This is a genomic window from Novosphingobium sp. FG137 (assembly GCF_057809735.1).
Genome location: NZ_JBMDKN010000005.1, coordinates 297,110 through 309,200, shown reverse-complemented (window position 1 = coordinate 309,200; position 12,091 = coordinate 297,110). Strand labels below are relative to the sequence as shown.

Below are 12,091 nucleotides of genomic sequence, written 5' to 3'. Positions count from 1 at the left end.
GTTCGCGAGCGGCCAAGCGCCACCGCCTCAGTGAATGCGCGCGCCCTGCCGCCGAAGTTCCGCCTGCACCGCGCCGATGTCCACGCCGGCAAAATCCCGCCCGGTCTTCACTGCAATCGCCGCTGCCACGCCTGCGCCTTGGCCGGAAACCGCGCAGCACATCATGTTGCGCACCGCAGCGTGGCTCACTTTGTCCCCGCCGATCACGCGGCCCGCAACCAGCAGGTTCGTGATCCCCTTGGGCAGCAGCGAGCGATAGGGCACGTGGAAATAGCGCCCGGTGGTCGGCAGGATCAGCAGGCCGTAGCCATCGATGAATTCGGGGAATATCCCGATCGAATCCTCGAAGCGGCCTTCGCCGCGCACATCCTCGCCGGTCATGTTGTAGGCTGCGTCGATCTTGCGCGTATCACGCACCCCCAACGTCATGCCGAAGTTGCGCAGCTTGGCCCCCTCGCACCCTGGCATGAAGGCCCGCAGCGCGGCAATCGCATGCATCGCATCGCGCCGCCCGTGCATTTCGCCGCGCGTCAGGCTGTCCGGATCGGTGCCGTCGAGATAGTGGTGGACGAGGTTGAGGTAGGTGAGGTCACCCTGATCCGAAACCGTGCCCCATGTGCCCGCGATTGTGGCGAGGTTGGGTGGCAGCAGCCCGGCGGCCAGCGCCTGCCGGAAGGGTTTCCTGAGGAAGGGCGAGAACATCGCGTCTTCCTTGCCGGTGGTGGTGATGTCCCACTCGCCGCCGCCCGACCAGTCGCCATAAGTCTGCGGATCGGCCTTCACTGCATCGATGAAGCGCTGTTTGTTCACCCCGCTCATCGAGAACATGACAGAGACGGACATCATCTCGTCCACCGGATGCTTGATCGTGGGTGCGCCGCCACGGAAAGCCAGATCGGCATCGCCGGTCGCGTCGATGACGCGCTGCGCGAGAATCGCCTCGCGCCCCGCCTTGCTTTCGACGATCACGCCGCGGATCACATTGCCTTCCATGATCGGCGCGACGACCAGCCGGTGCAGCATCGGGATCACCCCGGCTTCTTCCACCAGCACGTCCGCCACGTGCTTGAATGCTTCGGCATCGAGCGCGTGGCTGATCGATTGCGGTTCGGGCAGCGCCGCATCCATTGCCACCGCGCGGTCTTCGAACTCGCGGCCGATGCCTTCGCTATCGATGGTCTCGGGATGGCGGTACCAGGCGAAGCCTTCAACGCCGACTTGCGTGATGTTCCCGCCGAAGCAGCCATAACGCTCAACCAGCGTGGTCTTCACCCCTGCACGTGCCGAGGCGAGCGCGGCGGCGAGGCCGCCCGGGCCCGATCCCACCACGAGCACGTCGGTCTCATGGATCACGTCGATCTGGCGGGCGGGTTCTTCGATCTGTCTGGTCATGGCGGCGCAGCATGGCGCAAGCACGGGGGCGGTCAACCGGCGCGGGGGGTGCCGCCTGCCATTAAGCAAGTCTGATGTAGAGGTTCAGCCTGGGTGATGGCGATCAGACGCGGCGAATGCGCGAAGGATCGGTCATCGGGGTGATCACCCGGTGGCGGTTCTCGACCTTCCATTCGCCCGAGACCTGCGCGACATGCGCCTGCCGCTGGAGCGCACGGCCCAGCGCTTCGAGATCGAGCGGTGCGTCGAGCTGCATGCCGAAGGTGTGGCCGCCGAACCAGCGGACGATACCGTTCACTTCCTGCTCGCCGGGCAGCACCACCAGCACGCGTTCGCCGCGCACTGGCGCAGGGCCGCGGGCACTGGCGCCGAGCCCGCTGGCCGAAACATTGCGGATGACGATATCCTGCACTTCGCCATCCCGATGCACCAGGCGCGCGCGGATGATGCGGGGCTGGCGCTGCTCGCGCACAACCTGGTCAGTCGGTGGAATGGGAGCCATGAAGGACATCTACCGCACCATCACCTTGAACGAGCCACTCGGCGCCGATCCTGCGCCGTCATGTCATAGTGGACCAAAGGCGGTAAACGATCCGTTATGGATGGTCTTTCATTGATGCGATCTGAGCAATAATTCTGGTCATGCAGCTTGCGGGGAGCCCGGATGAGGTCCGAAACTCCCCGCTTGCACGTCAGGCCGCGTCGACCATCACGATTTCGCTGTCTTCGAGCGCGGTCAGGGTCAGCACGTCAAGGTCGCGAATCGCCGCGCCGTCGCGGGCATTCACGGTGACATCCGCGATCTTCACCGCACCGGTCGCCGGCACGAGATAGGCCTTGCGGTCGCTTCCGAGCGGGTAGCTCGCGGTTTCGCCGGCCCGCAGGGTGAGGCCCAGCACGCGAGCATCGGTGCGGATCGGCAGGGCATCGCCGTCGCCTTCATAGCCCGAGGCCAGCGTCACGAACTGCCCGGCGCGTTCACCCTTGGGGAAGGGCCGTGCGCCCCAACCGGGGGCCTCGCCGCTGCGGGTGGGCATGATCCAGATCTGGAAGATGCGGGTCGTCACGTCCTCCATGTTGTTTTCCGAATGGCGGATGCCGGTGCCCGCGCTCATCACCTGCACATCGCCCGCTTCGGTCCGGCCCTTGTTGCCCAGGCTGTCCTCATGGGTGATCGCGCCTTCGCGCACGTAAGTGATGATTTCCATGTCGCGATGGGGATGGGGCGGGAAGCCGGTGCGGGGTGCGATGGTATCGTCGTTCCACACACGCAGGTTGCCCCAGTGCATCCGCGCCGGATCATGGTATCCTGCAAACGAGAAGTGGTGCTTGGCATCAAGCCAGCCGTGGTTCTCACCGCCAAGGCTGGCGAAGGGGCGCAGTTCGATCATGGTCTTGTCTCCTGTCCGGCGCCGCCTGCCGGGAAGGGGAGGGGCGCTTTCGTTGGAGCCGATATAGCCCTTGCCCGCTTTCCTGATCAGTGGGATAAATTGAACTGATTTGTTCTATGGAGCCGAACGATGGCCAATCCCGGCACCCCCACGCTCGATCAGCTGCGCATCTTCCTGACGATCGTCGATACCGGCAGCTTCGCCGGCGCTGCACGCAATCTGGGCCGTGCGGTCTCGGTAATCAGCTACGGCGTGGCCAATCTCGAAGCCCAGCTCGGTGTCTCGCTATTCGACCGCGAAGGGACGCGCAAGCCGCAGCTCACCATGGCCGGCCGCGCGCTGCTGGCGGAAGCACGCGCCATTGCGCAAGGGGTTGACGGCCTGCGCGCCAAGGTCAAGGGCCTGCTCGACGGGTTGGAGGCCGAAGTCGATCTTGCGGTCGATGTCATGGTCCCGCCCGAGCGGCTTGCAGCGGTGCTGCGCGGGTTTGCTGCCGAGTTCCCGACCGTGCAGCTCAGGCTCCATGTCGAGGCGCTCGGCGCGATCAGTGCCATGGTCCTGGCCGGAACCGCCACCATTGGCGTTTCGGGCCCGCTGGCAACCGAAGTTCCAGAAATAGATGGCAAAGTTGCGGGTGCCACGCTGCTCGTCCCTGTGGCCGCGCCCGACCATCCTCTCGGCCGCATGACCGAAATCCTCCCCGGCGCGGGGCGAGACTATATCCAGCTCGTGCTGTCGGACCGTTCCGGCACGACGGCGGGCCGCGATTTTGGCGTCGTCAGCCCCAAGACCTGGCGGCTGGCCGATTTGGGCGCCAAGCACGCGCTGCTGCGCGAAGGGATCGGCTGGGGCAACATGCCGCTGCCGATGATCGAGGGCGATCTGGCGGCGGGCACGCTGGTCCGCCTCGCGATGCCCGATCACCCTGGCGGCGCTTATCGCTTCACCGCGATCTGGCGGCGCGACACGCCACCGGGTCCTGCCGCGCGCTGGCTGCTGGATCAGTTCGTGGCGCTGGGCGTGCCGGATGCCGAGGCCTGCAACACGCCGGACGTGTAGGACTCAGCGGACGCCTGCCGCAAAGTCCTTCAGCATCTGCTTGGCGATCACCAGCTGCATGATCTGCGTGGTGCCTTCGTAGATGCGATAGATGCGCGCATCGCGGAAGAAGCGTTCTGCCTCATATTCGGCGAGATAGCCCGCGCCGCCGTGGATCTGCACGCAGCGGTCTGCCACGCGCCCGCACATTTCGGAGGCAAACATCTTGAACGCGGCGGCTTCCATCAGGATCTTCTGCCCCGCGTCTGCCTTGGCGATTGCGTCGCGCATCATGCATTGCGCGGCGTAGATTTCGGCCTGGCTGTCCGCCAGCATGGCCTGGATCAGCTGGAACTGCGCGATCGGCTCACCGAAGGCTTTGCGTTCATTGGCATAGCGGATCGCGGTATCGAGGAAGCGCCGCGCCTGCGCCGTCGCGGCTGCCCCCACCGATAGCCGCCCGTTGTCGAGGCTCTGCATCGCGGTGGCGAAACCCTTGCCTTCCTCGCCGCCGAGCAGTGCATCGCCGGGCACGAAGACGTCTTCCAGAATGATATCGCCGATATGGCTGCCCTGCTGGCCCATCTTTCTGTCGGACTTGCCGCGCGTGATACCCGCCGTCTCGAGCGGCACGAGAAACGCCGAAACATGCGCGTTGCGCGGCAGGTTCTCCTTGCTCGTGCGCGCCATGATCAGCCCCACTTTGGCGTAGGGCGCATTGGTGATGTACCGCTTGGTGCCGTTGAGCACATAGCCATTGCCCGAACGCACCGCCATGGTCGCAAGCCCAGCCGAATCCGAACCCGAACCCGGCTCGGTCAGCCCGAATGCCGCGATCTCGCCCGCCGCCAGCCTTGGCAACCATTCGGCCTTCTGCTCTGCCGTGCCGGCGTTCTTGATCGCCGAACAGACCATGCCGATATTGATCGAGATGATCGAGCGGAACGCCGGCATGGCATAGCTGATCGCGTGGATCGTCTCGATGTACTGGCTGATGTTCATGCCTGCGCCGCCGTATTCCTCGGGCATCGTCAGGCCGAACAGGCCCATCTCGCGCATTTCGGCCAGAAGGTCCTCGGGGATCGCATCGCCCGCGATGACCTGCGCCTCGGCCGGAATCAGCCGCTCACGCACATAGCGCTGCAATTGCTCCAGGAACTGGGCGAAAACCTCTGCGTCCATTCCGGGATTGTGGGTCGCGCCATGCGCACTGCTCATCTGGCCATCCTCGTCATTCTGCTTGTCTCTCCAACGCTAGCCAAGAATTCGCGGCGGGGGAATTGCCCTTTGCACGCACCAATCAGGGTTACTGCGTAGCTGCGCAGTCAGCCGCTTTCAGCCACACCAGTGGCATGAACATCAGACCATGCTGAAACGCGTCGAAACCTCCGAGCTGCGGCTCGGCATGTTCATTCAGAAGCTGGAGGGGAGCTGGTTCAAGCATCCCTTCTGGAAGAGCAGGTTCTTGCTCGAAGAGATGTGGATGCTCGAAGCGCTGCAGGGAAGCGCGGTCGAAGCCGTGATCATCGATACCGAGCGCGGGCTGAACAATGTGCCCGAGCGCGAGGTGGCCACGGCAGGAGCGGCACCACCGCCCCAGCGCGGGATGCCACTGGTGCCGCCGCGCCCAACTGCCAACAAATTTGCGGCCGCCCGCGTTGCCACAGCGAAGGAATTCGGCACCGCGCGCAAGATCGCCGAGCGCCATTCCAAGCTGGTCAGCCGCGTGTTCATCGAAGCGCGCCTCGGCCGCGGGATCAGCGCGCGCACGGTCGATCCGTTGATCGACGATATCTACGCCTCGGTGCAGCGCAATCTCTATGCCTTCAACGGCCTCCTGCGCTGCCGAGAGGACAGCGAGGAAACCTACCGCCACGCGCTCGCCACCAGCGCGCTGATGATCGCGCTGGCCCGCCAGATGAACCTCTCCGCCGCAGAGACACGCGATGCGGGCATGGCCGGCCTTCTCATGGATATCGGAGCCAATCAGGAAACCGGTGGTCCGCCGCACCCGGAGGATGTCTGGGCCGGTGGCACTACCGATCTCGAAACTGATGCGCATTGCCAGCATGTGCTGGCGGGCCATGCCTTGCTGAAAGCGGCGGGTGATATTCCCGATACAGTGCTCAAGGTCTGCCTGCGCCATCATGAGCGGCTAGATGGCAGCGGCTATCCGCACCGCCTTGCCGGGAACGACATCGACCAACTTTCGCGCATGGCGGCGATCTGCGACACCTACGATCTGCTTGTTGCGGGCAAGCAAGGTCGGCCCGGGCTCGATCCGGCCGAAGCGATCCGCCATATGGGCGAGCATTGCGAGGGCCTCGATCCCGTGATCATGGTCGATTTTATCGAGATGGTCGGCATCTATCCGATTGGCGCTTTCGTGGAACTGCGCTCGGGCCGCCTGGCCATGGTGGTCGACGAAGATCCCACCGAACGCGCGCTGCCTACGGTCTACACCTTCTGGTCGAGGCCGCTCGACAAGAAGGTGAAGGGCGAAGCCATCGTCCTCTCGCAGTGCTACGGCGCGGACGGGATCGTCGGCATCGCGCAGCTTGGCGGGCTCGATGTGCCCCCGCTTGGCGCGCTGCGCGAGTCGCTGCTCGGCGCTTATGCGCGGGCGGCAGGCGCCTGACCCAGAAGTTCGAGCGCCAGCGCCTCGGCGACACGAATGCCATCCACCGCTGCTGAAAGAATGCCCCCCGCATAGCCCGCGCCTTCGCCCGCAGGGTAGAGGCCGGGGGTATTGAGGCTCTGCAGATCAGCCCCGCGCGTGATCCTTACCGGTGACGAGGTGCGCGTTTCCACCCCCGTCAGCACCACGTCGGGATGGTCGTAGCCCGGCATCTGACGGCCGAACACCGGCAGCGCCTCACGCATCGCGGCAATCGCGAAATCGGGGAGGCACTGCGCAAGGTCGGTCGGCGTGACCCCCGGCTGGTATGACGGGGTGATCGAGCCGAAGCTGGTCGATGGCCGCCCGGCAAGGAAATCGCCCAGTTTCTGTCCCGGCGCGCTGTAGTTGCTGCCGCCTGCCACATAGGCGAGCTCCTCCCACTTGCGCTGGAACGCCACGCCCGCGAGCGGCCCGCCGGGATAGTCACGCTCGGGATTGATATCGACGACGAGGCCGGAATTGGCGTTGAACTCGGCGCGCGAATACTGGCTCATGCCATTGGTCACCACGCGGCCCGGTTCGGAAGCCGCTGCCACCACGCGCCCGCCCGGACACATGCAGAAGCTGTAGACCGAGCGGCCGTTGCTCGCCTGATGCGCCAGCGAATAGGCCGCCGGGCCCAGGATCGGATGCCCCGCGCCCGGCCCATAGCGCGCCACGTCTACCAGTCGCTGCGGGTGCTCGATCCGCACGCCCACTGCAAAGGGCTTGGCTTCGATGTGAACGCCCGCGCTATGCAGCACGGCAAAGGTATCGCGTGCGGAATGGCCCACCGCCATGATCACGCGCCGTGCAGGCAGGACTTCGCCGGTAGAGAGGACGAGGCCTTCCAGCTGCCGTTCGCCGCGCTCGTCCTTGCCGATCACGAAATCCTCGACCCGCGTCTCGAAGCGGTACTCGCCGCCCAGCGCCTCGATCGTCTCGCGGATCGACATGACCATCGTGACAAGCCGGAAGGTGCCGACATGCGGGTGCGCTTCGGTGAGGATTTCCGGCGGTGCACCCGCCTTGACGAACTCGGTCAGCACCTTGCGACCGAGATGGCGCGGGTCCTTGATCCGGCTATAGAGCTTGCCGTCCGAGAACGTGCCCGCGCCGCCTTCGCCGAACTGGACGTTCGATTCCGGCGTCAGTTCACTCCGCCGCCAAAGGCCCCAGGTGTCCTTGGTCCGCGCGCGTACCGCCTTGCCGCGCTCGATGATGATCGGCTTCAGCCCCATCTGCGCAAGGATCAGCGCGGCGAGCAGGCCGCAAGGGCCCGCACCGATGACGACCGGGCGCGGCCCATGCCAGCCTTGCGGCGCCATGACGGGGAAGCGGTAGGCGGTATCGGGGGTAGGGCGGACTTGCGCGTCACCGGCATGGCGCGCGAGCACGGCGGCTTCGTCGGTCACACTCGCGTCGATCGCATAGACCAGCTTGATCGCCGACTTACGCCGTGCATCGTTGCCACGCTTCGCCACGGTGTAGCGCAGCAAGGCGGCAGGCTCGATCTCCAGCCGCTCGGCAATCGCGGCTTCGAGATCGGCAGTCGTGTGATCGAGGGGCAGCTTGAGTTCGGTGAGGCGAAGCATTCCCGTCCCCTACTCACTGCGGGGGCGGCTTGAAAGCAGTCCATTCGCGAAATCCGCGAAAGAGCGGATTTCGAGGCGGGGGAGCGGGCTGGTGCCGCCTCATCCGAACCGCAGGTTCGGATTATAAATCAGTGCATGTGCCCGGCGACAATCGCGTCAAACACAGCCTCGTGCAGCGGCTCGATGAAGGCGCAGCCTGCCTCGAAGCGGTCGACCCAGACAACCTTGGCCTGGCGCGGTGGCAGGCCGGGGAGGGTGATCCACACGCTTTCGCCCACACGCAGCCGCTCCATGCCGGCAAGGCGCAGGCCGTGGCACGAAAGATCAAGGATCTGCGCTGCGAGCCGCACGATCGAGCGCCGATACTGCACGCGCACCATCAGCGGGCGGCGCTCTGACTGGCGCTCCTGCTGTGGACGTTGTTCGGGCAGTTCGGCGGCCATGCGTGCTCCCGGTGGTCTGTCCGGAATGACGGACGCCCTTGATATATGTCCACAATGACTACTTTTCCTTTAACCCGATGGAAATGATGACAAGCGGCGGAATTCCGCGCTATTTGCCGCGGGCATGGAACTTGTCCTCCACACCTACTGGCGCTCTTCTGCCGCATGGCGCGTGCGCACCGTGCTCGCGCTCAAGGGGCTTGCATGGGAAGCTGCCCCGCACGATCTGCGCATCAACGAACAGACCGCGCCCGATTATGTCGCGCGCAATCCGCAGGGTCTGGTGCCGGCGCTCGAAGTGGATGGCGCGGTGCTCACGCAGAGCCTTGCGATCATCGAATACCTCGAGGAACGCTATCCCGAGCCGCCGGTCCTGCCGTCAGACCCGCTGGACCGCGCCCGCGTCCGTGCGTTCGCGATGGCCATAGCCTGCGATATCCACCCGGTGCAGAACTTGCGCGTGCTGCGCATGCTGCGCGCGCGCGGGCTTGAGTCTGCGGCGGTCGATGGTTGGGCGCGCGAAGTGATGGAAAGCGGACTTGCGGCCTGCTCGCGCCTGATCGAGGACCGCAGCGGCCCGTTCTGCTTCGGCGCGGCGATCACGCTGGCCGATGTCGTCCTGATCCCGCAGATGGCCAATGCCCGCCGCTTCGGCGCGCGGACCGACTATCCCCGGCTGGAAGCGATCGAAGCCGCCGCGCTTGCGCATCCCGCCTTTGCCACCGCGCGGCCCGATGCGCAGGGTGATGCCGATCCCGCCTGATTGACATTCGCGGCGGCAGCGCGAAGGTTGCGGGCATGCAAACCCGAACGCTCCTGCTCGCCGCTTCCGCCGCATTGGCACTCATCGCCGCCGGCCCCGCCAACAGCGCGCCGAAAAAGGCTGCGGACCCTGCCGGCGCGCTCCAGCAGCGGCTGCTGACGCTTGACACCCACCTCGATACGCCCGCCTCCCTCGCGCTGCCCGGCTGGTCGATCATCGATGCGCACACGGTGGCGCAGGATTACACGCAGGTCGATCTGCCGCGCATGAAGCAGGGCGGGCTCGATGGCGGGTTCTGGGCGATCTACACCCCGCAAGGGCCGCTCGACGCGGAATCCACTCGCAAGGCGCGCGATTTTGCGCTGATGCGCGGCGTTGCCATCCGCGAGATGGTCGCCGCACACCCCGAAAGCTTCGCGCTTGCCAGCAAGGCCGCCGATGCCGCCGCGATCAAGGCGAGCGGCAAGCGCGTGGTCTACCTCTCGATCGAGAATGCCTGGCCGCTCGGCGATGATCCCACGCTTTTGCGCAGCTTCTACGCCATGGGCGTGCGCATTGCAGGCTTTGCGCATTTCCGCACCAACCAGTTCGCTGATAGCTCGACGGACAAGCCCAAATGGGATGGCCTGAGCCCGCTCGGCGTCCAGCTGCTTGCCGAAATGAACCGCCTCGGTGTCGTCCCCGATCTCTCACACAGCTCCGACCGCACGCTCGATGATGCGCTGCGCCTATCGAAGACGCCGCTGGTGCTTACGCATTCGGGCTGCAAGGCGGTGTTCGATCACCCGCGCAACATCGATGACGCGCATCTCAAGGCGCTCGCTGCGGCCGGCGGGGTCATCCAGATCAACTCGGTCTATGTGAAGGGCCTCAAGCAAAGCGCGGAGCGCGAGGCCGCGATGAAGGCGCTCGAGGAAAAGTACCCCGAAGACCGCAAGCTCACCGCCGCCGAGCGCCAGTCCATGCTCGCCGAGCGCCATGCGATCGACGCGAAGTACCCGGAGCTGCGCGCCACCTTCGAGGACGTGATGGCCAATCTCCTCCACGCTTTGCAGGTCGCGGGTGTCGATCATGTCGGCATCGGCCTCGATTGGGACGGCGGCGGCGGCGTGACGGAGCTGGAGGATATCGCCGATCTGCCGAAGATCACCAAAGCGCTGCTCGCCGCCGGGTACAGCGAGGCCGATATCGCCAAGATCTGGTCGGGCAATGTCTTGCGCGTTCTTGCAGCCGCTGAGGTTGAGGCGGCGAAGGAGCAGGCTGCCGGAACGTGAGTTGACGACCAAACCCCGCTCACCCTGGGCTTGCCGAAGGGTGCTGGCGAACCTGGTGCGCTAGCGCACCTGCGCCTTCAGCCCGAGATGCGCGGCGAGCGTCTTGAGATCACGCTCCACGCCTTCGTTCACCAGCACCGCAATTTGGGGCTGCACGGCGAGTACCAGCGCGCTGCCTTCCACGCGCAGCGCGCTGCCGCTGATCCCTTGCGCGGTATTGCCGCTGAAACGCCGGCACAGCCGCGTTGCGAGGCCCCAGGCCTGCGCCTCGCGCAGCTGCTCGGGGGATGCCAGCAGGCCAAGATCTGCCGGCAGGTCCGAGCGCCCGGTATTGGCGATCATCGCGGCTGCCAGCATCGCCCGGTCCGCAGGCGACGCCCCGATCCAGCGCTTGCGCAGCGCCCATTCGCGCGCAAGGTCGCCGCGCAGGTTCGGCTCGACCATGGCGGTGGCGAGGCACAGCATCGTAGCGGTGAGGCGCAGGTGCTCCGTGCCGGACGCTGCATCAGGCAGCCTTGCCGCTGCGGTCCAGCCGGTCACCATCGCGCCAGTACCCGCGGAGATGCCGTAGTCGGTCGCAAAGGCGGCCGCACCCGCGACCAGCGGATCCTGCATCCGCACAGCCGGTGCCATGCGGTCCCACAGCACACCTTCGCGCAGGCCCCAGGATGAAAACACCAGCCGCCCCGGCTGCAGCGCGCGGATCAGCACGAAGAGCAGCGCGGCCGTATCCGGCAGCGCGGCAAGGCGCGCGCTTGAAAGCCCGGGCACCGGCAGCAGCGTTTCCGGCTTGCGCTTCCCAAGCGCCTTGGCGAGCGCCTGTGCCTGCGGTGCGGCAATCTCGAAGCCATGTGGATCGTCGATTGGCCAGCCGGACATGGTCATGGCATGGCGCGCAAAGGCGCGCAGCGATCCGCCGACGAGATAGAGCGTCGAACCCGGCGCCGCCCGCCAGTCCGCGCGCTTGAGCATTCTGGCGATGGTTTGCCCGAATGCGCGCTCGCCTCCGGCGCGCAGCCCGGGCAGGCGCAGCGTGCCCAGCGGCAGCGACGTGCCGTGCCGGCAGCCGTCTGCATCGACATCGACAAGTTCGAGGCTGCCCCCACCGAGATCGCCCACCACGCCCTGCGCGCCCGGAAACGCCCCCATCACGCCGTGCGCGCTGGTGATCGCTTCCTCCTCGCCGCTCAGCAGCCGGGGTGAAAGGCCGAGCGCGCGGATCTGGTCGAGGAACTGGCCGCCATTCACCGCATCGCGTGCCGCCGCCGTCGCCACCACATCGACCTCGGTGATGCCCTTCAGATCGAGCAGCGTGCGATAGCGCGCCAGACTTGCCAGCGCCGCGCCCATCGCGCGTTGGCCCAGCTTGCCGTTTTCGGCCACACCCTTGCCCAGCCGCGCGGTCACTTTCTCGTTGTGCAGCACATCGGGCGCGCGCGCCGGTCCGCCATAGATGACGAGACGTACGGTGTTGGAACCGATGTCGATGATCGCCCGGGTGGGCACATAGGCAGAGGTGCGGGTGAAGCGGGTCAT

Annotated in this window: 11 protein-coding genes; 4 read left to right on the top strand and 7 right to left on the bottom strand. The window is 66.1% G+C overall.

The features are described 5' to 3' along the window. Positions 1–27: 27 nt before the first annotated feature. From ACODS2_RS16090 to ACODS2_RS16080, 3 genes are all read right to left on the bottom strand, one after another. On the bottom strand, positions 28–1,392 hold the full coding sequence (locus tag ACODS2_RS16090) for an FAD-dependent oxidoreductase (protein ID WP_488999737.1): 1,365 nt from the start codon (positions 1,390–1,392) through the stop codon (positions 28–30). Positions 1,393–1,495: 103 nt separating this feature from the next. Further along, the gene (locus ACODS2_RS16085) at positions 1,496–1,894 is read right to left on the bottom strand and encodes a PilZ domain-containing protein (protein WP_298173501.1); all 399 of its coding nucleotides are present in this window, start codon (positions 1,892–1,894) and stop codon (positions 1,496–1,498) included. Between the two features lie 190 nt (positions 1,895–2,084). Further along, the gene (locus tag ACODS2_RS16080; RefSeq protein WP_488999736.1) at positions 2,085–2,783 is read right to left on the bottom strand and encodes a pirin family protein; all 699 of its coding nucleotides are present in this window, start codon (positions 2,781–2,783) and stop codon (positions 2,085–2,087) included. A gap of 129 nt (positions 2,784–2,912) precedes the next feature. Here ACODS2_RS16080 and ACODS2_RS16075 point away from each other — a divergent pair, with 129 nt between their 5' ends. Further along, positions 2,913–3,842 (top strand): LysR family transcriptional regulator, encoded by a 930-nt coding sequence (locus tag ACODS2_RS16075; RefSeq protein WP_298173505.1) that lies wholly within the window; start codon positions 2,913–2,915, stop codon positions 3,840–3,842. 3 nt (positions 3,843–3,845) lie between these two features. Here ACODS2_RS16075 and ACODS2_RS16070 read toward each other — a convergent pair whose 3' ends face one another. Then, entirely contained in the window at positions 3,846–5,039 is a 1,194-nt protein-coding gene (locus ACODS2_RS16070; protein WP_488999735.1) for an acyl-CoA dehydrogenase family protein, read from the bottom strand. Positions 5,040–5,187: 148 nt separating this feature from the next. On the opposite strand from ACODS2_RS16070, the gene ACODS2_RS16065 reads away from it, so the two are divergent. After that, positions 5,188–6,459, top strand: coding sequence for a cyclic di-GMP phosphodiesterase (locus ACODS2_RS16065; RefSeq protein WP_488999734.1), 1,272 nt, complete (start codon positions 5,188–5,190; stop codon positions 6,457–6,459). On the opposite strand, the gene ACODS2_RS16060 is transcribed toward ACODS2_RS16065, so the two are convergent. Next, positions 6,435–8,075 carry an NAD(P)/FAD-dependent oxidoreductase gene (locus ACODS2_RS16060; RefSeq protein ID WP_298173511.1) on the bottom strand — a complete coding sequence of 547 codons (1,641 nt, stop codon included), beginning with the start codon at positions 8,073–8,075 and terminating at the stop codon, positions 6,435–6,437. The two genes, ACODS2_RS16065 and ACODS2_RS16060, sit on opposite strands and share 25 nt — an antisense overlap. 128 nt (positions 8,076–8,203) lie before the next feature. Beyond that, positions 8,204–8,518 (bottom strand): PilZ domain-containing protein, encoded by a 315-nt coding sequence (locus tag ACODS2_RS16055; RefSeq protein WP_298173513.1) that lies wholly within the window; start codon positions 8,516–8,518, stop codon positions 8,204–8,206. A gap of 124 nt (positions 8,519–8,642) precedes the next feature. Between ACODS2_RS16055 and maiA the strand changes: the two genes are divergently transcribed. After that, entirely contained in the window at positions 8,643–9,281 is a 639-nt protein-coding gene (maiA, locus tag ACODS2_RS16050) for a maleylacetoacetate isomerase (protein ID WP_488999733.1), read from the top strand. Between the two features lie 35 nt (positions 9,282–9,316). After that, positions 9,317–10,555, top strand: a complete 1,239-nt coding sequence (locus ACODS2_RS16045; RefSeq protein WP_488999732.1) for a dipeptidase — start codon at positions 9,317–9,319, stop codon at positions 10,553–10,555. Positions 10,556–10,615: 60 nt separating this feature from the next. Here the strand turns inward: ACODS2_RS16045 and ACODS2_RS16040 are convergent, their stop codons facing one another. Further along, positions 10,616–12,091 (bottom strand): Ppx/GppA phosphatase family protein, encoded by a 1,476-nt coding sequence (locus ACODS2_RS16040; RefSeq protein WP_488999731.1) that lies wholly within the window; start codon positions 12,089–12,091, stop codon positions 10,616–10,618.